This window comes from Streptococcus sp. 2100, from assembly GCF_013276335.1.
In the GTDB taxonomy this organism is placed as follows: Bacteria; Bacillota; Bacilli; order Lactobacillales; family Streptococcaceae; genus Streptococcus; species Streptococcus pseudopneumoniae.
Map to the genome: position 1 here is coordinate 37,634 of NZ_VMKV01000012.1, position 24,169 is coordinate 61,802.

21 protein-coding genes, 3 tRNA genes, 1 other RNA gene and 1 pseudogene are annotated in these 24,169 nt (G+C 39.2%); 21 read left to right on the forward strand and 5 right to left on the reverse strand.

The window, feature by feature from the left end:
- Positions 1-9 precede the first annotated feature (9 nt).
- From HT669_RS01865 to sufB, 16 genes and pseudogenes are all read left to right on the forward strand, one after another.
- Positions 10-1,975, forward strand: a pseudogene (locus tag HT669_RS01865) (peptide ABC transporter substrate-binding protein).
- Between the two features lie 64 nt (positions 1,976-2,039).
- The gene (locus tag HT669_RS01870) at positions 2,040-2,729 is read left to right on the forward strand and encodes a DUF969 domain-containing protein (RefSeq protein ID WP_023940979.1); all 690 of its coding nucleotides are present in this window, start codon (positions 2,040-2,042) and stop codon (positions 2,727-2,729) included.
- A complete protein-coding gene (locus HT669_RS01875; protein ID WP_050222940.1) occupies positions 2,726-3,649 on the forward strand; it encodes a DUF979 domain-containing protein in 924 nt (307 codons plus the stop codon). The genes HT669_RS01870 and HT669_RS01875 overlap by 4 nt, the downstream gene beginning before the upstream one ends.
- 14 nt (positions 3,650-3,663) lie before the next feature.
- Positions 3,664-4,308, forward strand: coding sequence for a pyroglutamyl-peptidase I (gene pcp / locus HT669_RS01880; protein WP_050207861.1), 645 nt, complete (start codon positions 3,664-3,666; stop codon positions 4,306-4,308).
- A gap of 167 nt (positions 4,309-4,475) precedes the next feature.
- On the forward strand, positions 4,476-4,706 hold the full coding sequence (locus tag HT669_RS01885; RefSeq protein ID WP_050222941.1) for a DUF2969 family protein: 231 nt from the start codon (positions 4,476-4,478) through the stop codon (positions 4,704-4,706).
- Between the two features lie 49 nt (positions 4,707-4,755).
- Positions 4,756-4,836 (forward strand) — tRNA-Tyr (locus tag HT669_RS01890).
- Between the two features lie 9 nt (positions 4,837-4,845).
- Positions 4,846-4,917, forward strand: a tRNA-Gln gene (locus HT669_RS01895).
- 162 nt (positions 4,918-5,079) lie between these two features.
- Positions 5,080-6,282, forward strand: coding sequence for a 30S ribosomal protein S1 (gene rpsA, locus HT669_RS01900; protein WP_172922023.1), 1,203 nt, complete (start codon positions 5,080-5,082; stop codon positions 6,280-6,282).
- Positions 6,283-6,367: 85 nt separating this feature from the next.
- The gene (locus HT669_RS01905) at positions 6,368-6,865 is read left to right on the forward strand and encodes a GAF domain-containing protein (RefSeq protein ID WP_023932849.1); all 498 of its coding nucleotides are present in this window, start codon (positions 6,368-6,370) and stop codon (positions 6,863-6,865) included.
- The gene (gene dnaX / locus HT669_RS01910; RefSeq protein ID WP_050222942.1) at positions 6,865-8,520 is read left to right on the forward strand and encodes a DNA polymerase III subunit gamma/tau; all 1,656 of its coding nucleotides are present in this window, start codon (positions 6,865-6,867) and stop codon (positions 8,518-8,520) included. Before HT669_RS01905 ends, dnaX begins: the two co-directional genes overlap by 1 nt.
- Positions 8,521-8,547: 27 nt before the next feature.
- On the forward strand, positions 8,548-8,742 hold the full coding sequence (locus tag HT669_RS01915; RefSeq protein ID WP_001041547.1) for a DUF3272 domain-containing protein: 195 nt from the start codon (positions 8,548-8,550) through the stop codon (positions 8,740-8,742).
- 264 nt (positions 8,743-9,006) lie between these two features.
- Positions 9,007-9,777, forward strand: coding sequence for a Fe-S cluster assembly ATPase SufC (gene sufC, locus HT669_RS01920; protein ID WP_000114489.1), 771 nt, complete (start codon positions 9,007-9,009; stop codon positions 9,775-9,777).
- A 27-nt stretch (positions 9,778-9,804) separates the two neighbouring features.
- Complete coding sequence (sufD, locus tag HT669_RS01925; protein ID WP_101514360.1) at positions 9,805-11,067, forward strand: Fe-S cluster assembly protein SufD; 1,263 nt, start codon at positions 9,805-9,807, stop codon at positions 11,065-11,067.
- Positions 11,068-11,077: 10 nt separating this feature from the next.
- Positions 11,078-12,304 carry a cysteine desulfurase gene (locus tag HT669_RS01930; RefSeq protein ID WP_050222944.1) on the forward strand — a complete coding sequence of 409 codons (1,227 nt, stop codon included), beginning with the start codon at positions 11,078-11,080 and terminating at the stop codon, positions 12,302-12,304.
- Positions 12,291-12,731 carry a Fe-S cluster assembly sulfur transfer protein SufU gene (gene sufU / locus HT669_RS01935; RefSeq protein ID WP_050222945.1) on the forward strand — a complete coding sequence of 147 codons (441 nt, stop codon included), beginning with the start codon at positions 12,291-12,293 and terminating at the stop codon, positions 12,729-12,731. The genes HT669_RS01930 and sufU overlap by 14 nt, the downstream gene beginning before the upstream one ends.
- 57 nt (positions 12,732-12,788) lie before the next feature.
- Positions 12,789-14,201: a Fe-S cluster assembly protein SufB gene (gene sufB, locus HT669_RS01940; RefSeq protein WP_050222946.1), complete on the forward strand. Its 1,413-nt coding sequence runs from the start codon at positions 12,789-12,791 to the stop codon at positions 14,199-14,201.
- Between the two features lie 226 nt (positions 14,202-14,427).
- Here the strand turns inward: sufB and pbp3 are convergent, their stop codons facing one another.
- Positions 14,428-15,669: a D-alanyl-D-alanine carboxypeptidase PBP3 gene (gene pbp3 / locus HT669_RS01945; RefSeq protein WP_050222947.1), complete on the reverse strand. Its 1,242-nt coding sequence runs from the start codon at positions 15,667-15,669 to the stop codon at positions 14,428-14,430.
- 102 nt (positions 15,670-15,771) lie between these two features.
- Between pbp3 and cozE the strand changes: the two genes are divergently transcribed.
- Together cozE and ssrA are read left to right on the forward strand one after the other, a co-directional pair.
- Positions 15,772-16,881: a cell elongation protein CozE gene (gene cozE / locus HT669_RS01950; protein ID WP_023936171.1), complete on the forward strand. Its 1,110-nt coding sequence runs from the start codon at positions 15,772-15,774 to the stop codon at positions 16,879-16,881.
- 645 nt (positions 16,882-17,526) lie between these two features.
- Positions 17,527-17,874: a transfer-messenger RNA gene (ssrA, locus tag HT669_RS01955) on the forward strand.
- A 247-nt stretch (positions 17,875-18,121) separates the two neighbouring features.
- Here ssrA and HT669_RS01960 read toward each other — a convergent pair.
- The 4 genes from HT669_RS01960 to HT669_RS01975 all read right to left on the reverse strand — a co-directional run bounded on the left by HT669_RS01960 (position 18,122) and on the right by HT669_RS01975 (position 20,357).
- A complete protein-coding gene (locus HT669_RS01960; RefSeq protein WP_172922022.1) occupies positions 18,122-18,898 on the reverse strand; it encodes a DUF1828 domain-containing protein in 777 nt (258 codons plus the stop codon).
- A gap of 26 nt (positions 18,899-18,924) precedes the next feature.
- A complete protein-coding gene (locus tag HT669_RS01965; RefSeq protein WP_050222949.1) occupies positions 18,925-19,395 on the reverse strand; it encodes a hypothetical protein in 471 nt (156 codons plus the stop codon).
- A 54-nt stretch (positions 19,396-19,449) separates the two neighbouring features.
- Positions 19,450-19,914 carry a TM2 domain-containing protein gene (locus HT669_RS01970; protein ID WP_023936165.1) on the reverse strand — a complete coding sequence of 155 codons (465 nt, stop codon included), beginning with the start codon at positions 19,912-19,914 and terminating at the stop codon, positions 19,450-19,452.
- 355 nt (positions 19,915-20,269) lie between these two features.
- A tRNA-Ser gene (locus HT669_RS01975) sits at positions 20,270-20,357 on the reverse strand.
- A 161-nt stretch (positions 20,358-20,518) separates the two neighbouring features.
- Here HT669_RS01975 and HT669_RS01980 point away from each other — a divergent pair.
- The 3 genes from HT669_RS01980 to HT669_RS01990 are packed head-to-tail and all read left to right on the forward strand — an operon-like array spanning position 20,519 to position 24,116.
- Positions 20,519-21,259: a DeoR/GlpR family DNA-binding transcription regulator gene (locus tag HT669_RS01980; protein WP_000920642.1), complete on the forward strand. Its 741-nt coding sequence runs from the start codon at positions 20,519-20,521 to the stop codon at positions 21,257-21,259.
- Complete coding sequence (gene pfkB / locus HT669_RS01985; RefSeq protein WP_050222950.1) at positions 21,256-22,167, forward strand: 1-phosphofructokinase; 912 nt, start codon at positions 21,256-21,258, stop codon at positions 22,165-22,167. Before HT669_RS01980 ends, pfkB begins: the two co-directional genes overlap by 4 nt.
- Positions 22,164-24,116 carry a fructose-specific PTS transporter subunit EIIC gene (locus tag HT669_RS01990; RefSeq protein ID WP_050222951.1) on the forward strand — a complete coding sequence of 651 codons (1,953 nt, stop codon included), beginning with the start codon at positions 22,164-22,166 and terminating at the stop codon, positions 24,114-24,116. The genes pfkB and HT669_RS01990 overlap by 4 nt, the downstream gene beginning before the upstream one ends.
- Positions 24,117-24,169 lie beyond the last annotated feature (53 nt).

The following is a 24,169-nucleotide window of genomic DNA, read 5'->3' on the forward strand; positions in this document are numbered from 1 at the left end:
GAGATTTTTATGAAATCGAAAAAGTGGATTTTAACAACAGGACTTATCCTAAGCACAACATCTTTTAGCAGCCTGTGGAAAAGCTGATAAAGAAGCAGATGCTCCGACAACATTTTCTTATGTCTATGCAGTGGATCCAGCATCCTTGGACTACAGCATAGCAACGCGTACATCCACAACAGATATTATCGGAAATGTCGTTGATGGTTTGATGGAAAATGATAAATATGGTAATGTTATTCCTTCTTTGGCTGAGGATTGGTCTGTCTCAAAAGATGGATTGACTTATACCTATAAACTTCGTAAAGGAGTGAAATGGTACACATCAGAAGGCGAAGAATACGCAGAAGTAACAGCCCATGACTTTGTGACAGGACTAAAACACGTTGCTGATGGTAAGTCAGACGGTGTCTCTCTCATCCAAAATTCAATCAAAGGCTTGGACGCCTATATGACTGGTGAAACCAATGATTTCTCTGCAGTTGGTGTTAAAGCTTTGGATGACTACACAGTTGAGTATACATTGAATGCGCCAGAAAGTTTCTGGAATTCAAAAGTTACAACAGCGACGATGTTGCCTGTAAATGAAGAGTTTTTAAAGGCATCTGGAAAGAATTACGGAGAGGTTAGCCCAGCAGGGATTCTCTACAATGGACCTTATTTCTTAAAAACATTGACTTCTAAATCGTTGATTGAATATGAAAAAAATCCAAATTACTGGGATAAAGAAAATGTTAAAATTGAGAAGATTAAATTGACCTACTACGATGGTTCAGATCAGGAGTCTTTGATCCGTAGCTTCTCCTCTGGTGCTTATACGACAGCCCGTCTCTTCCCAAGCAGCTCAAACTTTGCTTCGACTTTGAAAGAATACGGAGATAAAATCACTTATAGCCCACAGGACTCAAGTAGTTATTACTTTACTTTTAACGTAAATCGTCAGTCATACAATAAAACTGCGAAAACAAGCGAAGAGCAAAAGACTTCTACAAAAGAAGCTATGCTTAATAAGGACTTCCGTCAGGCTATCAACTTTGCCTTCAACCGTCATTCGTATGCTGCCCAGCTAAACGGTGAAGATGGTGCGGACAAGATTATTCGTAACAGCCTCGTTCCTGACAACTTTGTACAAGCAGGGGGTAAGAACTTTGGTCAAATCGCTCAAGCAGAGTTGGTGAACTACGGTGACCAATGGAAAGGTGTTGAGCTAGTTGACGGTAAGGACTCTATTTACAACCCTGACAAGGCTAAAGCTACGTTCGAAAAAGCTAAGAAAGACTTGGAATCTAAAGGGGTCACTTTCCCAATTCACTTGGATGTCCCAGTTGAACAAACAGATACCATCGCCGTTCAACAAAGCAACTCTTTCAAACAGTCAATCGAATCAACTCTTGGTGCTGAAAATGTTGTTATCGACGTTCTTCAAATGACAGATAATGAAAAGGAAACAATCACTTCACAAGCGCGTGTTCCTTCTCAAAAAGACTATGATTTGAACAGTACAGGATGGGCTCCAAGCTATCAAGATCCAGCGTCTTACTTGAATATTATGGATCCAAAATCTGGTTCTGCCATGAAACACCTTGGTATTACTAAAGGAAAAGATAAGGATGTTGTAGCGAAACTTGGTTTGGATCAATATAAGAAATTGTTAGAAGATGCTGTTTCTGAGACCACTGACCTAGAGAAGAGATATGAAAAATATGCAAAAGCTCAAGCTTGGTTGACAGATAGTTCATTATTGATGCCAACAGCCTCATCTGGTGGTTCTCCAGTTGTAAGTAATGTCGTGCCATTCTCAAAACCATACTCACAAGTTGGTATTAAGGGGGATCCATATATCTTTAAAGGAATGAGATTGCAAAAAGATATTGTTACAACAAAAGAATATGACGAAGCTCTTGAAAAATGGCAAAAAGAAAAATTGGAATCCAATAGCAAATACCAAAAAGAACTAGAAAAACACATTAAATAAGGAATGGTATTGATCTTGATAAAATTTTAAAAATACTGTCATTTTGGATATAAAGGAGTTTGATATGGAGTGGATTAGATTAATAGGAATAGCAATCATTGTTGTGGGTTTTATTTTAAAATTTGATACAATTGCAACAGTAGTCTTAGCTGGTTTGGTTACAGCTTTAGTTTCAGGTGTTTCTCTCGTTGAATTTTTGGAGATTTTGGGAAAAGAATTTAGCAATCAGCGAGTGCTCACGATTTTTATGGTTACCTTACCTCTTGTGGGACTGTCAGAAACCTTTGGACTCAAGCAACGATCAATTGATTTGATTCGAAAGATTAAAGGTCTGACAGTTGGAAACTTCTATACAGTTTATTTCTTTATTCGAGAGTTAGCTGGTTTCTTTTCAATTCGTCTAGGAGGACACCCTCAGTTTGTCAGACCTTTGGTTCAACCTATGGGAGAAGCAGCAGCAGAGTCTCAATTAGGTAGAAAGTTAACAGAGGTTGAAGATGAGACAATAAAAGCGCGTGCGGCTGCAAATGAAAATTTTGGAAATTTCTTTGCTCAAAATACGTTTGTAGGTGCTGGGGGAGTCCTCTTGATAGGGGGAACATTAGATCAGTTAGGCTATGAAAGCAATTATGCAGGGATTGCTTCTGCATCTATTATTGTTGCTGTTATAACACTTATTGTAGTGGGGATTTACAATTATTTATTTGATAAAAAATTGACATCAGAAAAGACTAGGGGAGGAGAACAAAAATGACAGAGTTGGCAAAGCAACTATTAGAGTTGACCTATATTGTGATTGGTTGTCAATTTCTCCATACAGCCTATTGTAGTTATAAAGATAAAACAAATCCAGTCCGATTTGGAACATCTGCATTTTGGACTCTATTGGCTATTACGTTTATAGGTGGTTCCTATATGCCAAATATGAGTATTGGTATTATTGTAATCCTATTATCGCTGTTAACATTGTTTAAGCAAGTCCGTATCGGAACCTTGCCATCCTTGGATGAAATGAAAGCCAATATTGAATCTAATAGATTGAAAAATAAAATTTTTATTCCAGTTATGCTGATGGCAATACTTGCGTTGGTCTTAGCGCAAATGATTCCAGAATTTAGCAAGATTTCGATTAGCCTTGCCGCCTTGTTTGCTACAATTTCTGTTCTTGTGATTACCAATAGTCACCCTAAGAGTCTGTTATCAGAAAATAATCGAATGACTCAGCAAGTTTCAACAAGTGGGATTGTTCCCCAATTATTAGGGGCTTTGGGGGCTATTTTTACTGTAGCAGGTGTTGGTGATGTTATCTCTCATCTGATTAGCGGTATTGTTCCTTCAGATAGTCGCTTTATAGGAGTTTTGGCCTATGTTCTTGGAATGGTTCTATTCACAATGATTATGGGAAATGCTTTTGCAGCATTCACCGTTATTACAGCAGGTGTTGGAGTTCCCTTTGTATTTGCTCTAGGAGCTAATCCAATTGTGGCTGGTGCTCTTGCCATGACAGCAGGTTATTGTGGGACCTTATTGACCCCAATGGCTGCTAATTTTAACGCTCTACCAGCAGCATTGATGGATATGAAAGATCAGAATGGCGTTATAAAGTCTCAAGCAGGTGTTGCTCTAGTAATGATTGTTATTCACATATTCTTAATGTACTTTCTCGCATTTTAGTAAAGGAAAATAAAATGAAAATATTGGTTACAGGTTTTAATCCTTTTGGAGGTGAAAAGATTAATCCAGCTTTGGAGGCTGTAAAATTATTACCATCTGAGATTAATGGGGCCGAAGTTCGCTGGGTAGAAATTCCAACGGTTTTTTATAAGTCGTCAGAAGTTTTAGAGGCAGAAATATTACGATATCAACCAGATGCTGTACTTTGTATTGGACAAGCAGGCGGCAGGACCGGCTTAACACCTGAACGAGTGGCTATTAATCAAGATGATGCTCGCATACCTGATAACGAAGGCAATCAACCAATTGATACACCGATTCGTATTGATGGAGCATCGGCCTATTTTAGTAGTTTACCTATCAAAGCGATGGTACAAGCTATTAAAAAACAGGGACTTCCAGCAGTTGTGTCCAATAGTGCAGGAACCTTTGTTTGCAATCATTTGATGTACCAAGCTCTTTATTTAGTGGATAAAAAATTCCCTAATATGAGAGCAGGTTTCATGCATATTCCATATATGATGGAACAAGTAGTAAATAAGCCGAATACTGCAGGAATGAGTCTATGCGATATTGTAAGAGGCATAGAGCTAGCTATTGAAGCTATTGTAGACTACAAAGATAAGGATTTGCAGTTAGTAGGTGGTGAGACTCACTGATAACCTAAAAAGGATAGTCAATTATGCTTGTTTACTAACTATTAGCTATGCTAAACCGATTGAGGTTGTTTACATAAAACTCTATATCAGACAAGCCTGATATAGAGTTTTTTCTTGCTAGTTTTAGGATTTTCTTGTACAATAGAAAAAGTGAAGAGAGGTATGAAATGAGTAAGAAAGATAAAAAAATCGAAATTCAAGTAGCAGATGCCAAAGTTAATGTAGGAAAAGACAGTTTTGAAGGCTATACCTTGATCATTGGTAAAAAAATTATCGGAGAAATTGCCGAATTAGATGGACAATTTGCCATCATAAAGAATGGGAATGTCGATAGTTTTTATAAAAAATTGGAAAAAGCTGTGGAAATTTTGATTGAAAATTATAATTTAGCAAAATAAGTCTTGTTTTTTTGAAATTTTCATGATATAATAGTCCATGTTGATTGTAGGAGAGATAGCGAAGAGGCTAAACGCGGCGGACTGTAAATCCGCTCCTTCGGGTTCGGGGGTTCGAATCCCTCTCTCTCCATTTTATCAATGGGGTATAGCCAAGCGGTAAGGCAAGGGACTTTGACTCCCTCATGCGTTGGTTCGAATCCAGCTACCCCAGTTCTTAGGTAATAATCAAGATAAAAAGCAAAATATCTTAGGGTATTTTATTTTTATAATTGAAAGACGTGAATGATATGAACATGTCCTTGCGGGTGCTTAGGAAAAAAATTATAAGTATGTCAAGTTTAAGAAAAAACTTGATTGTTGGAGGATTTTTTAGATGAACGAATTTGAAGATTTGCTAAATAGCGTTAGCCAAGTTGAGACTGGTGATGTTGTTAGTGCTGAAGTATTGACAGTTGATGCGACTCAAGCTAACGTTGCAATCTCTGGAACTGGTGTTGAAGGTGTCTTGACTCTTCGCGAATTGACAAACGATCGCGATGCAGATATCAATGACTTTGTTAAAGTAGGAGAAGTATTGGATGTTCTTGTACTTCGTCAAGTAGTTGGTAAAGATACTGATACAGTTACATACCTTGTATCTAAAAAACGCCTTGAAGCTCGCAAAGCATGGGACAAACTTGTTGGTCGCGAAGAAGAAGTTGTTACTGTTAAAGGAACTCGTGCCGTTAAAGGTGGACTTTCAGTAGAATTTGAAGGTGTTCGTGGATTTATCCCAGCTTCAATGTTGGATACTCGTTTCGTACGTAACACTGAGCGTTTTGTAGGTCAAGAATTTGACGCTAAAATCAAAGAAGTTGATGCTAAAGAAAACCGCTTCATCCTTTCACGTCGTGAAGTTGTTGAAGCAGCTACAGCAGCAGCTCGCGCTGAAGTATTTGGTAAATTTGCTGTTGGTGATGTTGTAACTGGTAAAGTTGCTCGTATCACAAGTTTCGGTGCTTTCATCGACCTTGGTGGTGTTGACGGATTGGTTCACTTGACTGAATTGTCACATGAACGTAACGTTTCACCAAAATCAGTTGTAACTGTTGGTGAAGAAATTGAAGTGAAAATCCTTGATCTTAACGAAGAAGAAGGACGTGTATCACTTTCACTTAAAGCAACAGTACCAGGACCATGGGATGGTGTTGAGCAAAAATTGGCTAAAGGTGATGTAGTAGAAGGAACAGTTAAACGTTTGACTGACTTCGGTGCATTTGTTGAAGTATTGCCAGGTATCGATGGACTTGTTTACGTATCACAAATTTCACACAAACGTATTGAAAATCCAAAAGAAGCTCTTAAAGTTGGTCAAGAAGTTCAAGTTAAAGTTCTTGAAGTTAACGCAGATGCAGAGCGTGTATCACTTTCTATTAAAGCTCTTGAAGAACGTCCAGCTCAAGAAGAAGGACAAAAAGAAGAAAAACGTGCTGCTCGTCCACGTCGTCCAAGACGTCAAGAGAAGCGTGATTTCGAACTTCCAGAAACACAAACAGGATTTTCAATGGCTGATTTGTTTGGTGATATCGAACTTTAATCAAATTGAAAATTCACAAAATCCTTTGTTTACTAAACAAGGGATTTTTCTTTTGTCTCTGCTCCTTTTTTGATATAATAGTTCTATGTTAAAATCAGAAAAACAATCACGTTATCAAATGTTAAATGAAGAATTGTCCTTCCTATTGGAAGGCGAGACCAATGTTTTGGCTAATCTTTCCAACGCCAGTGCTCTCATAAAATCACGTTTTCCGAATACCGTATTTGCAGGTTTTTATTTGTTCGATGGAAAGGAATTGGTTTTAGGTCCCTTCCAAGGAGGTGTTTCCTGTATCCGTATTGCACTAGGCAAGGGCGTATGTGGTGAAGCTGCTGAGTTTCAGGAAACAGTCCTGGTTGGTGATGTAAGTACCTATCCCAACTATATTTCTTGTGACAGTCTAGCTAAAAGTGAAATTGTGGTGCCGATGATAAAGAATGGCCAACTACTTGGAGTTCTGGATTTGGATTCTTCAGAGATTGAGGATTACGATGCTATGGATCGAGATTATTTGGAACAATTTGTTGCTATTTTGCTTGAAAAGACGGAATGGGACTTTACAATGTTTGGGGAAAAATCTTAATGTATCAAGCACTTTATCGAAAATATAGAAGTCAAAACTTCTCCCAGTTGGTTGGTCAAGAAGTTGTGGCTAAGACTCTTAAACAAGCAGTGGAACAAGAAAAAATAAGTCATGCTTATCTTTTTTCTGGTCCACGTGGAACGGGAAAAACCAGTGTAGCTAAGATTTTTGCTAAGGCTATGAACTGTCCCAATCAAGTGGGTGGTGAACCTTGTAATAACTGCTATATTTGTCAGGCAGTGACGGACGGTAGTTTAGAAGATGTCATTGAAATGGATGCGGCCTCTAATAATGGGGTGGATGAAATTCGTGAAATTCGTGATAAATCTACCTACGCCCCTAGTCTTGCTCGTTATAAGGTTTATATCATAGATGAGGTTCACATGCTGTCTACAGGGGCTTTTAATGCCCTCCTAAAGACGCTGGAAGAGCCAACACAGAATGTAGTCTTTATTTTGGCCACTACTGAATTGCACAAGATTCCTGCTACTATTTTATCCCGTGTGCAACGTTTTGAGTTTAAATCAATTAAGACACAGGATATTAAGGAACATATCCACTATATCTTAGAAAAAGAAAATATCAGTTCTGAACCAGAGGCTGTGGAAATCATTGCCAGACGAGCGGAAGGTGGAATGCGGGACGCCTTGTCTATTTTGGATCAAGCCCTGAGTTTGACACAGGGAAATGAATTGACGACTGCCATCTCTGAAGAAATTACTGGCACCATTAGCCTATCAGCCTTGGATGATTATGTGGCTGCCTTGTCTCAACAGGATGTTCCCAAAGCTTTGTCTTGCTTGAATCTTCTTTTTGATAATGGTAAGAGCATGACCCGTTTTGTGACCGACCTTTTGCACTATTTAAGAGACTTGTTAATTGTTCAAACAGGGGGAGAAAATACTCATCATAGTCCAGTCTTTGTAGAAAATTTGGCACTTCCTCAGGAAAATCTGTTTGAAATGATTCGCTTAGCGACAGTGAGTTTAGCAGATATTAAGTCTAGTTTGCAGCCCAAGATTTATGCTGAGATGATGACCATCCGTTTAGCAGAGATTAAGCCTGAACTAGCTCTTTCTGGGGCAGTTGAACATGAAATTGCTACGCTGAGACAGGAAGTGACACGTCTCAAACAAGAACTCGCAAATGTGGGAACTGTATCCAAGCCAACAAGTCCAGCTCCTAGTCGTCCAGCTACGGGCAAAACAGTCTATCGTGTAGATCGCAATAAAGTGCAATCTATCTTACAAGAGGCTGTCGAAAATCCTGATTTGGCACGTCAAAACCTGATTCGCTTGCAGAATGCCTGGGGAGAGGTAATTGAAAGTCTAGGTGGGCCGGATAAGGCTTTGCTGGTTGGTTCTCAACCGGTTGCGGCCAATGAACACCATGCAATTCTTGCTTTTGAGTCTAACTTTAATGCTGGTCAAACCATGAAACGGGACAATCTCAACACTATGTTTGGCAACATCCTCAGTCAGGCAGCAGGTTTTTCACCTGAGATTTTAGCTATTTCCATGGAGGAATGGAAAGAAGTTCGCGCAGCCTTTTCAGCCAAAGCCAAATCTTCTCAAACTGAAAAAGAAGCAGAAGAAAGTCTGATTCCAGAAGGATTTGAATTTTTGGCTGATAAAGTGAAGGTAGAGGAAGACTAAAGAAAGATTTCATGATACAATAAATTTATGAATAAACAACAATTTATTATTATGGCGCTGTTTACAGCTGCTGAGACCTATTTTTTCAATGAAGCCTGGATGACTGGCCGCTATATTATGGCAGCCTTTTGGGCAATTTTACTCTTCAGAAATTTTCGTGTCAGTTATGTGATGGGCAAAATCGTTGATGTCATCGATCAGCATTTTAATAGGAAAGACTAGCCCTCAGCTTCCAGACAAAATCAAAGCCTTTTAGGCTTTTTTTTGTTATACTATAAAAGTATATTTATTGACCTTTTATACTCTTCGAAAATCTCTTCAAACCACGTCAGCTTTATCTGCAACCTCAAAGCGGTACTTTGAGCAACCTGCGGCTAGCTTCCTAGTTTGCTCTTTGATTTTCATTGAGTATTACCGTATTTTCTAGAGACAACTAGTATGTTTCTAGTAAGCACTGTAAAGGTCTTGAAAAAGAAAGGAACTATCATGTCAGTATTAGAAATCAAAGATCTTCACGTTGAGATTGAAGGAAAAGAAATTTTAAAAGGGGTGAACCTGACCCTGAAAACAGGAGAAATTGCCGCTATCATGGGACCAAATGGTACAGGTAAATCGACTCTTTCTGCCGCTATCATGGGAAATCCAAACTATGAAGTAACCAAAGGTGAAGTTTTGTTTGATGGCGTAAACATCCTTGAGTTGGAAGTGGATGAGCGTGCGCGTATGGGACTTTTCCTTGCTATGCAATACCCATCTGAAATTCCTGGAATTACCAATGCTGAGTTTCTTCGTGCCGCTATGAATGCTGGTAAAGAAGATGATGAAAAGATTTCAGTTCGTGAGTTTATCACTAAGTTGGACGAGAAAATGGAATTGCTCAACATGAAAGAAGAAATGGCTGAACGTTATCTCAATGAAGGTTTCTCTGGTGGTGAGAAAAAACGAAATGAAATTCTTCAACTTTTGATGTTGGAACCAACTTTTGCCCTTTTGGATGAGATTGACTCTGGTCTTGATATTGACGCTCTTAAAGTCGTATCAAAAGGTGTCAATGCTATGCGTGGTGAAGGCTTTGGTGCTATGATTATCACTCACTACCAACGTCTTTTGAACTACATCACACCAGACGTGGTACACGTCATGATGGAAGGTCGTGTTGTCCTTTCTGGTGGTCCAGAATTGGCTGCGCGTTTGGAGCGTGAAGGATACGCAAAACTAGCTGAAGAACTTGGCTACGACTACAAGGAAGAATTGTAATTCCCTCGTATCTTTTAGGAGAAGTAAATGACTAAAGAAAATATTAAACTTTTTTCAGAAATGCACGCTGAACCAAGCTGGTTGGCTGACCTCCGTCAAAAAGCTTTTGACAAGATTGAGACTTTGGAATTACCAGTTATTGAGCGTGTCAAATTCCACCGTTGGAATCTGGGTGATGGAACGATTACAGAAAGCGAGCCATCAGTAAATGTTCCAGATTTCACAACTTTAGATAACCACTTGAAGTTGGTGCAAGTAGGAACGCAAACTGTTTTTGAGCAAATTCCAGTTGAGTTGGCTCAACAGGGTGTCGTCTTTACAGACTTCCATTCAGCTTTAGAAGAAATTCCAGAGCTTGTTGAGGAATTATTCATGTCATCTGTCAAGTATGACGATGATAAGTTGGCAGCCTACCATACAGCTTATTTCAATAGTGGTGCTGTCCTCTATATTCCTGATAATGTTGAGATTAAAGAACCAATCGAAGGTATTTTCTACCAAGACAGCGATAGCGATGTACCGTTTAACAAGCATATTATGATTATCGCTGGTAAAAATTCTAAGATTAGTTATCTGGAGCGTTTAGAGTCACGTGGTGAAGGAAGTACAAAAGCAACTGCAAACATCACTGTCGAAGTGATTGCACGTTCTGGTGCTCAAGTGAAGTTTGCTGCGATTGACCGTCTAGGTGAAAACGTCACTGCTTACATTAGCCGTCGTGGTAAATTAGGCAACGATGCAAGTATTGACTGGGCGATTGGTGTCATGAACGAAGGGAATGTTGTTGCTGACTTTGATAGCGACTTGATTGGAAATGGTAGCCATGCAGATCTCAAGGTTGTAGCTCTTTCAAGTGGCCGTCAGGTACAAGGGATTGATACTCGTGTAACCAACTATGGTTGCAACTCAATTGGAAATATCCTTCAACATGGGGTTATTCTTGAAAAAGCAACTTTGACTTTCAATGGTATCGGTCACATCATCAAGGGTGCTAAGGGAGCAGATGCGCAACAAGAAAGTCGTGTTCTCATGCTTTCAGACCAAGCGCGTTCAGATGCTAACCCAATTCTTTTGATTGACGAAAATGATGTTACTGCAGGACACGCGGCTTCTATCGGTCAGGTGGATCCAGAAGATATGTACTACCTCATGAGCCGTGGCTTGGATAAGGCAACTGCAGAACGTTTGGTTGTCCGTGGTTTCCTTGGCTCCGTTATCGTTGAGATTCCAGTCAAGGAAGTTCGTGATGAAATGATTGCGACTATCGAAGAAAAATTGTCAAAACGCTAAGGGGTAGCCTATGTTAGATGTAGAAGCGATTCGCAAGGATTTTCCAATTTTAGACCAGATTGTCAACGATGAGCCATTGGTCTATTTAGACAATGCTGCAACGACACAAAAACCACTAGCTGTTCTTGAAACGATTAACCGCTACTATGAGAAGGACAATGCCAATGTTCACCGTGGTGTTCATACCTTGGCAGAAAGGGCGACAGCTTCTTATGAGGCGGCTCGTGAAACCATTCGTAAGTTTATCAATGCAGACTCTACAAAGGAAGTTCTCTTTACCAGAGGAACGACAACCAGTCTTAACTGGGTAGCTCGCTTTGCTGAGGAGATTCTGACTGAGGGAGATCAAGTTTTGATTTCTGTCATGGAACACCATTCCAATATCATTCCATGGCAGGAAGCCTGCCGTAAGACTGGGGCAGAGCTTGTCTATGTTTATCTCAGGGACGGTGCCTTGGATATGGATGACTTGCGAGTTAAATTGACTGATAAGGTGAAATTTGTCTCCCTAGCTCATGCCTCAAATGTTCTTGGAGTGGTTAATCCTATCAAGGAAATCACTCAAATAGCCCACCAAGTTGGAGCCATCATGGTGGTGGATGGTGCTCAATCTACGCCTCATATGAAGATTGATGTTCAGGACTTGGATGTGGACTTCTTTGCCTTTTCAGGTCACAAGATGGCTGGTCCGACTGGGATAGGTGTCCTTTACGGCAAAGAAAAGTATCTGGAGCAAATGTCTCCAATAGAATTTGGCGGCGAGATGATTGATTTCGTCTACGAACAATCGGCTAGTTGGAAGGAATTGCCTTGGAAATTCGAGGCTGGAACTCCTAACATGGCAGGTGCTATCGGACTGGCAGCAGCAGTGGATTATCTGGAAAAGATTGGTATGGATGCCATCGAAGCCCATGAACAGGAACTGATTGCATATGTCTATCCAAAATTACAGGCGATTGAAGGACTGACCATTTATGGTTCACAGGACTTGGCTCAACGTTCAGGTGTCATTGCTTTTAACCTAGGCGACCTTCATCCTCACGACCTTGCAACGGCTTTGGATTATGAAGGTGTGGCAGTTCGTGCGGGTCACCACTGTGCGCAACCCTTGCTCCAGTATTTGGATGTTCCAGCAACAGCTCGTGCAAGTTTTTATATCTACAATACCAAGGCAGATTGCGACAAGCTAGTCGATGCCTTACAAAAGACAAAGGAGTTTTTCAATGGCACTTTCTAAACTAGATAGCCTTTATATGGCAGTGGTAGCGGACCATTCGAAAAATCCACATCACCAAGGGAAGTTAGAAGACGCTGAACAAATCAGTCTCAACAATCCTACCTGTGGGGATGTCATCAATCTCTCCGTCAAGTTTGATGCAGATGACCGCTTGGAGGATATCGCTTTTCTAAACTCAGGTTGTACCATCTCGACTGCCTCTGCAAGCATGATGACGGACGCAGTTTTAGGAAAAACCAAACAAGAAATTTTAGAACTTGCGACAATTTTTTCTGAAATGGTTCAAGGACAAAAAGATGACCGCCAAGACCAACTAGGTGATGCAGCCTTCTTGTCAGGTGTTGCAAAATTTCCACAACGGATTAAGTGTGCGACCTTGGCTTGGACTGCCCTTAAGAAAACAATTGAAAATCAAGAAAAACAATAAGACAAGTTTCTTTTGTCTTATGAATCAGTAGAAATGAAGAATGAAAGAAAGGATATTATGGCTGAAGAAAGAGTAGAACCAAAACCAATTGACCTTGGTGAATATAAATTTGGTTTCCATGATGATGTAGAGCCTGTCCTATCGACAGGAAAAGGATTGAATGAAGATGTCATTCGTGAACTATCAGCTGCCAAGGGAGAACCTGAGTGGATGTTAGAGTTCCGTTTGAAGTCTTACGAAACCTTTAAAAAAATGCCCATGCAAACTTGGGGAGCAGACTTGTCAGAGATTGACTTTGATGACTTGATCTACTACCAAAAACCATCTGATAAACCAGCTCGTTCATGGGATGACGTTCCTGAAAAGATTAAAGAAACCTTTGAACGTATTGGTATACCAGAAGCTGAGCGTGCTTATCTAGCTGGTGCCTCTGCCCAGTATGAGTCAGAAGTGGTTTACCACAACATGAAGGAAGAGTTCCAGAAATTGGGGATTATCTTTACAGATACGGATTCTGCCCTCAAGGAATACCCAGACTTGTTTAAACAATACTTTGCGAAGTTGGTACCGCCAACAGATAACAAGTTGGCAGCCCTCAACTCAGCAGTATGGTCAGGTGGAACCTTTATCTACGTACCAAAAGGGGTCAAGGTAGATATTCCTCTTCAAACTTACTTCCGTATCAACAACGAAAATACAGGTCAGTTTGAACGTACCTTGATTATCGTTGATGAAGGAGCAAGTGTCCATTACGTAGAAGGATGTACAGCACCGACTTATTCAAGCAACAGCTTGCACGCTGCCATTGTCGAAATCTTTGCCTTGGATGGAGCTTATATGCGTTATACAACCATCCAAAACTGGTCTGATAACGTTTATAACTTGGTAACGAAACGTGCTAAAGCCTTGAAAGATGCGACTGTTGAGTGGATTGATGGAAACTTGGGTGCCAAAACAACCATGAAATACCCATCTGTTTGCCTAGATGGAGAAGGGGCGCGTGGTACTATGCTTTCTATTGCCTTTGCTAATGCAGGGCAACACCAGGACACCGGTGCCAAGATGATTCACAATGCTCCACATACCAGTTCGTCTATCGTGTCTAAATCCATCGCTAAAGGCGGAGGAAAGGTTGACTACCGTGGTCAAGTAACCTTTAACAAGAACTCTAAGAAATCTGTTTCTCACATTGAATGTGATACCATTATCATGGATGACTTGTCGGCATCAGATACTATTCCATTTAATGAAATCCACAATTCGCAAGTTGCTTTGGAACACGAAGCTAAGGTTTCTAAGATTTCAGAAGAACAACTCTATTACCTCATGAGTCGTGGATTGTCAGAATCAGAAGCGACAGAAATGATTGTTATGGGATTTGTGGAGCCCTTCACAAAAGAGCTTCCAATGGAGTATGCTGTTGAGCTGAACCGCTTGATTAGCTATGAGATGGAAGGGTCAGTTGGGTAAAATTTGATTTTAGATATACTCAAAATCAAGGACTTTGATACTATTCGAAAATCAAAGTGTAAACCACGTCAGCTTTATCTACAACCTCAAAGCGGTGCTTTGAGTAACCTACGGCTAGCTTCCTAGTTTACTCTTTGATTTTCATTGAGCATTAGATCTACTCAAAATCAAGAACTTTGAAGATGAATTTGTAATAAAAAAAATCGCGGTTTAAATCGCGATTTTTTTATAATTTCTCGTTAACAAAGCGGACAAACTGATTCCACCAAACTTTTAAGAAGAAGGCTTTTTCCATTTTCTTGTCTGCAACCATTTCGAAACTAGGGCGCTCTGTGGTGATGTAACCTTGACCAATCAAGTCCTTGTCTTCGTAAGTCAAATGGCCAACCACTGTTCCAGCTTCAAGTGGTGCTGGGATTGCTTTGGAATCAGGTGTGAATTGAACAGATTGGGAAGATTGATTCCCAACACGTTCAATTAGATAGATATCCTCTGGGGCCACTGCAGTGACCGTATCTTCTTTTCCATCTTGTACAGGGGTTTTGCTATCTTGATAGGCATCGCCTTGCTGAACGATTTTGCGAAGTGTAAATGTAGAAGAAATATAATCCATTAGTGAAGATGTAGCTGTAAACCGAGCGTAAGGATTATTGTCTTGATGGTCTGCATTTAAAACAACTGTGATGACTCTCATGCCTTTTTCGACAGTAGTACCAACAAAAGACTCTCCAGCCTTATCTGTTGTTCCTGTTTTCAGTCCATCAAAACCACCACGGTAAGCAGGCATACCTTCTAACATGTAGTTGGTTGAAGTGATTGTTATCCCATCAAAAGTAGAAGAAGGTTTTTTGGTGATTTCCAAAACTTGTGGGTATTTTTTGATGAGGTTGCGGGCAACGATAGCGACATCATAAGCACTGAGCTTGTTTTCATCATCTTTTTTTGAGCCCGGGTAAATATTATCTCCTAGAGTCTCGTTGTTCAGACCAGTTGTATTGACAACAGTGGCATCTTTGATTCCCCATTCCAAGAGTTTTGCTCGCATCATATCAACGAAGTTTTTTTCAGAGCCAGCAATTTTCTCAGCTAGGGCAATAGCGGCGCTGTTGGCACTAGATACCAGAGTTGCTTCAAGCAACTCTTCGACAGTATAATTACGGGCCTCCATAGGAACATTACTGGCTTCAGAATTTGTCGTCAATTGATAAGGATAATCAGAAATATCTACAGGAGTGGAGAGGGTAATACTTCCCTTTTCCAAAGCTTCATAGACCAGATAAACAGTAATCAATTTTGTTATGGAAGCAATTTCGACAGGTTGCGTTGCATCCTTCTCATAGAGAATTTTACCAGTATTTGCCTCAACAGCAATGGCATGTTTTGCAGCAATATTAAAATCTTGAGCAGCAACAGTAGAAGCACCTCCTAAAAAGGAGACAGTTAATAAAGTTAACAATATTTTTTTCATAGTAGTCTTATTCTATCATAAAGAAAAAAAATATTCTTGCTTTAATAATTCATCCGTTAAGCTTTTTGAAAATATGGTAAAATAGAGTGAGGGAGGTAACTCATGTTTCGTAGAAATAAATTATTTTTTTGGACCACAGAAATTTTACTCTTAACCATCATCTTTTACCTATGGAGACAGATGGGGTCTTTGATTAACCCTTTTGTTAGCGTGCTTAATACAATTATGATTCCATTTTTATTAGGGGGCTTTCTTTATTATTTGACAAACCCTATTGTTACTTTCTTAAATAAAGTCTGTAAACTCAATCGTTTACTTGGTATTTTAATTACCTTGTGTGCTTTGGTCTGGGGAATGGTCATAGGTGTTGTCTATCTCTTACCTATTTTGATTAATCAGTTATCTAGCTTGATTATATCTAGTCAAACTATTTATAGTCGAGTACAAGACTTAATCATAGACTTATCTAATTATCCTGCGCTCCAGAATTTGGATGTAGAAGCTACAATTCAGCAGTTAAACTTATCCTATGTTGATATTCTTCAAAAGATCCTAAATAGCGTATCAAATAGTGTGGGGAGCGTCTTGTCAGCTCTTATCAGTACTGTTTTGATTTTGATTATGACTCCAGTTTTTTTGGTTTATTTCTTACTAGATGGACATAAATTCTTGCCCATGCTTGAAAGAACGGTTCTAAAGAGGGATCGCTTGCATATTGCAGGCTTATTAAAGAATTTAAATGCGACGATTGCTCGCTATATTAGTGGAGTTTCGATTGACGCAATCATTATAGGTTGTTTAGCTTATATTGGCTATAGTATTATTGGTTTAAAATATGCTTTAGTTTTTGCTATTTTTTCTGGTGTAGCCAATTTAATTCCTTATGTGGGGCCAAGTATTGGTTTGATTCCTATGATCATCGCAAATATATTCACTGATCCCCATAGAATGCTGATTGCAGTGATTTATATGCTTGTTGTTCAGCAGGTAGATGGCAATATATTATATCCTAGAATCGTAGGAAGTGTTATGAAGGTTCATCCAATCACGATTTTGGTTTTACTTTTGTTGTCAAGCAATATCTATGGTGTAGTTGGAATGATTGTCGCAGTGCCAACCTATTCTATCTTAAAAGAAATTTCTAAGTTCTTATCCCGTTTGTATGAAAATCATAAAATCATGAAAGAACGAGAAAGAGAATTAGCTAAGTAAAAGTCAGGAGAACCCTGATTTTTATTTACTGGAAGTGACCTTTAGATTAGAAGATTGAAAATAAGTTAAAGTCCTAAACTAATTTTCACAGCTAAGAATAGTAGAAGTTAATCTGATAAAAATCGAAAAAACCAGTGGAATTCCGTGTCAGGGTAAGTTCCACTGGTTTTCATAGTCTATTAAAGTTCGAATGAAACCTATTTATAGTAGATTGAAACTAGAATAGTACACCTCTAATTCTAAAACATTGTTAGAAATCGGTTTGACTGTCCTGATCTATTCGTCCTATTCTTATTTCATTTTACTATATTTTGGTGCAATAAGTGAAAAGTAGTCCGAATAATATAAGGATTGATTTTATTGTTTTTAAACTCAAATGAATTGAAACAAAGAGAGTAGGAAAATTCTCATCTGAAAGTATTTTAGAATAATTCTCTTCGTGAATTTCTTCAAAACAGATAGCTTCATCTTAGGTATGTGTTAATTGGATTTCGTAAGTTCTATTCATAATCGTAAAGTTATGCACTGAGAAAGTTGTAGTTAGTATCCCAGTTTGCTAAATTTCTCGAATAGTATCTTTTTTAGGTATGTGATTTCTTTTTGCATTTTTGTGTTAGATAAGGTATAATAGTTTTATTGTCTTTTGGGGTCGTTACGGATTCGACAGGCATTATGAGGCATATTTTGCGACTCGTGTGGCGACGTAAACGCTCAGTTAAATATAACTGCAAAAAATAACACTTCTTACGCTCTAGCTGCCTAAAAACCAGCAGGCGTGACCCGATTTGGATTGCTCGTGTTCAATGACAGGTCTTATTATTAGCGAGATACGATTGAGTCTTGTCTAGCGGCTTGATAAGAGATTGATAGACTCGCAGTTTCTAGGCTTGAGTTATGTGTCGAGGGGCTGTTAAACTAATACATAACCTATGGTTGTAGACAAATATGTTGGCAGGTGTTTGGACGTGGGTTCGACTCCCACCGGCTCCATTATTCCTTTGCATTCCTTGGTAAAACGTTGTTAAATCAACGTTTTTTGTTTTTGTCTTTGGTATTCCTTTGCATTCTTTTGCTAAAAAAGGAGTCACAAACAGAGCCTAAAACAGACCCTATTTTTAAAAAAGGGATACAAAAAAAGGATACAACATTTGTTGCATCCTAGAAATCTATGTACTTCGTAAAGCGTTCTCCGATTCGAGTATTCCTCTGCATGCTTTAGTAAATATAGGATTTTTTGTAGTTACTTCCCTAATTGGACCTCTAATTGTTCTTTATCTGAGAAGTTCAAAATGTTAATACCATACTCTTGTAGAGCGATTTGATGGTCATCTTTGATATTATTATACCCTTCATCGCTTACAATGATATACAACTGTTCTGTATCTCCATATTCTTTTCTACGGTATTCAGATGTATCTAACCAACTAGCTAAGATAGTATCAACTTGTTGTTTGGTTATGTTATTGTGAACTCTGGCTATTTTTGAAATACCTTTACTCATAAACACAAAATTAAAGCGGTGTTCTAAACGAGATTTACCTGCAATTGAGAAAGCTGGAAAGACTGTGTAATGCTCATTTTTCATGAAGTAAGATTTAACATCGTCTAAAAATTGAGATTTAATATTGTTAGGTGTTAGCTGAATAAAGTCATAAACATTCATCAGCAATTGTGCCATATCATGTATGACTTGTCCTAGATGTTCTTTACCAGTCGTTCGTTCGATTGCTCCATCGTGTAAATCAAATCCATTAAAGTGGAGAAGTGAGTTAAAGATGTCTTGACGTCGCCCTTTTTTTGTAACATCAATATTATTAATGGATAAATTCCAGATAGTATAACCATCATCTGTAACTGTCAAATGTTTTCCATTGCTTTTTATTGAGAAACCAATAGCTTCACCTAATGGGTCTATAAAAGGAGTAATCACTTCAGTATGAGTATCAGTCACATCGTTAAAAACAGCGTTTTCTTTTATGTAATTTAGATAGGTATTTTTGATATCAGTAGCATTCATGATATTCTCCTTTCTTTATAGGGTGATTATAACAAATCCTCTTGTATATTAATTGCTATATTTTCAGGATTGTTCACATTGGTATAGTCAAGCAAATTATCAAGCATATTCAGGAAGTCATCAGTGTTAAGAATATCTTCATAAGGTAGTGGATAGGCTTTGTAATGAGTTGTTTCATCCCCTTTTTGATAATACTCTTCTTCAGAGAAGATGTTAACTCGATTGCCCCAAACTTTCTCGCCGTTTGCGTTCTTATGGAATTTATTATTTAGATTGATTCGTAAGAGAGTATAGTTGTGTTGAGTTTCCCTTAGATGAAAAACTTTGCTTGTAGTGCTGTAGAAGTAGTTCAAAATAAATCTAGTATCATGCTTGCAAACAAGGTCAATAGTACCTGAACTGCGATTCGTAAGAGTTCGATTGTGTTTATTAGCAATTGCTTTAATTATTTTTATGAGAGCTTTAGCTTCACTATCTGTCAGAAGTAACTCTTTCATATCTTTCCTTTCTACTTTATCTACATTCTAGAGAGTGGAAATCTGAAATGTAGATCAGACAGCGATCCTTCCGTATGCATCTGGTTTCTTAAAGAGAGCTATGATGCCTTGGAAAAGTGCAATAATAGCAGGTATTCCTGTTAAAGATAAAATCAGAAAAAGGAAACCTTTTCCGTTATATCCTGCGTAAAAATGATGTATACCCAATCCGCCTAAGAATAAAGCAAGAATAACATAAACCCACTTATTAACATAATGTACACCCGTAGCGATTTCTTGAGTGTGAACAACTTGTGACTGATTTTGCACAGCGTTGTTTTCATTGACAATGTTAATATTAATTTTGTCGTCTTTTTTATCTTCAACTTTCATGATAATAATCTCACCATCTACTTTATGAATTTCAACTTCGTCACCTAATTTTGGAACAAAATTTAATTCAGATGGATTTATTTTTAAGTACTCTTCATTATGTGAGATTACAACCTCTGCTCCTGTAACTTTAACAACTTTTGACATTTTGTTCTTCCCTTCATTTTACACTCTATAGAATTTCATAATAAGTTTTGATATTTAATTTATCTGTTTTTATAAGTAAAGTATATCAAAAAAAGAACGAAAAGAAAATCTTTTATGGTTTAGTTAAAAAGTAAGAGTTTAAGAAACTGGATTAATTAAACTTGAAGTATTTGAGATTTTGTCTTTTACTGTTTGTAAAATAGTATGAGATAAGAAGGGAGTGGAAAGAATTCATACTCTCTCTAGAACTTGTATATTGAAACGATGTGGAGATTGTAAAGAAATTACAAAATACCCAAAAACTAAGATAGAAATACAAAGTTTTAGGGTATCATGTATTAGATCTGTTTTTCCACGGAAGACATGGGATTCGAACCCACGCACGCTATTACACGCCTACCGCGTTTCCAACACGGCCTCTTAAGCCTCTTGAGTAATCTTCCAATACTTACTTAAATAGTCTACCATAAAGGTCCTTATCTTGCAATAAAAATTCTGTAAATAAGAAAAATGACAGAATTTGAAGGAAAATGATAAAAAATGCTTGACTTTGAAAAAAAGTATGATAGAATGAATGGTGTAAACGATAACAGGAGGTGATTCAGTGTTAAAAACAGAGCGTAAGCAACTGATTTTAGAGGAGTTAAATCAACATCATGTAGTTTCTCTTGAAAAATTAGTTAGTTTGCTAGAAACGTCAGAATCAACGGTTCGAAGAGACTTGGATGAGTTGGAAGCGGAAAACAAGCTTCGTCGCGTGCATGGTGGAGCAGAATTGCCCCATTCCTTGCAAGAAGAAGAAACCATTCAAGAAAAATCTGTCAAAAACCTTCAAGAAAAGAAGTTGCTGGCTCAGAAGGCAGCCTCTCTCATTAAAGAAAAAGATGTCATCTTTATCGATGCTGGAACAACAACTGCTTTTTTGATTCATGAATTGGTCAATAAGAATGTTACAGTTGTGACCAACTCCATTCACCATGCCGCTCAGTTGGTTGAAAAGCAGATTCCAACTGTCATGGTTGGAGGAAACGTCAAGACGGCGACAGATGCTAGTATCGGGGGCGTTGCTCTTAACCAGATTAACCAATTGCACTTTGACCGTGCCTTTATCGGAATGAATGGTGTTGACGATGGCTATTATACGACTCCTGATATGGAGGAGGGAGCTGTGAAAAGAGCTATTTTGGAGAATGCCAAGCAGACCTACGTCTTGGTGGATTCGTCAAAAATTGGACAAACTTGCTTTGCCAAGGTAGCACCACTCAAACGCGCTATCGTTATCACAAGTCAAGGGCATGAGCTCTTGCAGGCTATTAAGGAGAAAACGGAGGTAATAGAAGTATGATTTATACAGTCACACTCAATCCATCCATTGACTATATTGTCCGTTTGGACCAAGTCCAAGTCGGTAGTGTCAATCGTATGGACAGTGATGATAAGTTTGCTGGTGGGAAAGGAATCAATGTCAGTCGTGTCTTGAAACGTTTGGATATACCAAATACAGCGACGGGATTTATCGGAGGTTTTACTGGTAAATTTATCACAGATACTTTGGTTGATGAAGAAATCGAGACACGTTTTGTCCAAGTGGCAGAAGATACTCGTATCAATGTCAAGATTAAAGCAGACCAAGAAACAGAAATCAACGGAAGGGGTCCAACTGTTGAACCAGCCCAGCTAGAAGAGTTGAAAGCTATTTTATCGAGTCTGACAGCAGAAGATACAGTTGTCTTTGCAGGTTCAAGTGCTAAAAATCTAGGCAATGTTATCTATAAGGATTTGATTGCCTTGACGCGTCAGACGGGTGCGCAAGTGGTTTGTGACTTTGAAGGACAGACCTTGATTGATAGTTTGGACTACCAGCCGCTTTTGGTCAAACCAAACAATCATGAACTTGGAACGATTTTTGGGGTTAAACTCGAAAGTTTGGATCAAATTGAGAAATACGCTCGAGAATTGCTGGCTAAAGGTGCTCAAAATGTTATTATCTCTATGGCTGGTGATGGTGCCCTTCTTGTCACATCTGGGGGAGCTTACTTTGCTAAACCAATCAAGGGAACAGTGAAAAATTCAGTCGGAGCTGGTGATTCAATGGTTGCCGGATTCACAGGTGAATTTGTCAAATCCAAAGACGCAGTAGAAGCCTTCAAATGGGGAGTGGCTTGCGGAACGGCAACCACCTTCTCAGATGATTTGGCAACGGCGGAATTTATTAAAGGAACATATGAAAAAGTTGAGGTAGAAAAACGATGAAAATTCAAGACTTATTGAGAAAAGATGTCATGTTGCTGGATTTGCAGGCAACTGAAAAAACAGCTGTCATCGACGAGATGATTAAAAATTTGACAGACCACGGTTATGTAACAGATTTTGAAACTTTTAAAGAAGGCATTTTGGCGCGTGAAGCCTTGACTTCTACTGGTTTGGGTGACGGTATCGCAATGCCTCACAGCAAAAACGCTGCTGTCAAAGAAGCGACAGTTCTATTTGCTAAGTCAAATAAGGGTGTTGACTACGAGAGCTTGGATGGACAAGCAACTGACCTCTTCTTCATGATTGCAGCTCCAGAAGGTGCCAATGATACTCACTTGGCAGCCTTGGCAGAATTGTCTCAATACTTGATGAAAGACGGTTTTGCAGACAAACTTCGTCAAGCAACATCTGCAGACCAAGTTATCGAACTTTTTGACCAAGCTTCAGAAAAAACTGAGGAACTTGTTCAAGCACCTGCCAATAACTCTGGTGACTTTATCGTGGCTGTTACAGCTTGTACGACAGGTATTGCCCACACTTACATGGCCCAAGAAGCCCTTCAAAAAGTGGCTGCTGAAATGGGGGTTGGTATCAAGGTCGAAACCAACGGTGCCAGCGGTGTTGGGAACCAACTAACATCAGAGGACATCCGTAAGGCTAAAGCTGTTATCATCGCAGCAGACAAGGCAGTTGAAATGGATCGTTTCGATGGCAAACCATTGATCAATCGTCCAGTTGCTGACGGTATCCGTAAAACAGAAGAGCTGATTAACTTGGCTCTTTCTGGGGATGCTGAAATCTACCGTGCCGCTAATGGTGCCAAAGCCGCAACAGCCTCTAACGAAAAACAAAGCCTTGGTGGTGCCTTCTACAAACACTTGATGAGTGGTGTATCTCAAATGTTGCCATTCGTTATTGGTGGTGGTATCATGATTGCCCTTGCCTTCTTGATTGACGGTGCTTTGGGCGTTCCAAATGAAAACCTTGGTAATCTTGGTTCCTACCATGAACTAGCTTCTATGTTCATGAAAATTGGTGGAGCTGCCTTTGGTTTGATGCTTCCAGTCTTTGCAGGTTATGTTGCCTATTCTATTGCTGAAAAACCAGGTTTGGTAGCTGGTTTCGTGGCTGGTGCTATTGCCAAAGAAGGGTTTGCCTTTGGTAAGATCCCTTATGCCGCAGGTGGTGAAGCAACTTCAACTCTTGCAGGTGTATCATCTGGTTTCCTAGGTGCCCTTGTGGGAGGATTTATCGCAGGTGCATTGGTTCTTGCTATCAAGAAATACGTTAAAGTTCCTCGTTCACTTGAAGGTGCTAAATCAATCCTTCTCTTGCCACTTCTTGGAACGATCTTGACTGGATTTGTCATGCTAGCTGTGAATATCCCGATGGCGGCAATCAACACTGCTATGAATGACTTCCTAGGCGGTCTTGGAGGCGGTTCAGCTGTCCTTCTTGGTATCGTCCTTGGTGGAATGATGGCTGTTGACATGGGTGGACCAGTTAACAAAGCGGCTTATGTCTTTGGTACAGGTACGCTTGCAGCGACTGTTTCTTCAGGTGGTTCTGTAGCCATGGCAGCAGTTATGGCTGGAGGAATGGTGCCACCACTTGCAATCTTTGTCGCAACGCTTCTTTTCAAAGATAAATTTACCAAGGAAGAACGCAACTCTGGTTTGACGAATATCATCATGGGCTTGTCATTTATCACTGAGGGAGCGATTCCGTTTGGTGCAGCTGACCCAGCTCGTGCGATTCCAAGTTTCATTCTTGGTTCAGCAGTAGCAGGAGGTCTCGTTGGTCTTACTGGTATCAAACTCATGGCGCCACACGGAGGAATCTTCGTTATTGCCCTTACTTCAAATGCCCTCCTTTACCTCGTTGCTGTCTTGGTAGGAGCAATCGTAAGTGGTGTGGTTTATGGTTACCTACGCAAACCACAAGCATAAAAATTAGATAGAAAATAAAAAGATTGGACCGTTTGGTGCAGTCTTTTTTAAAG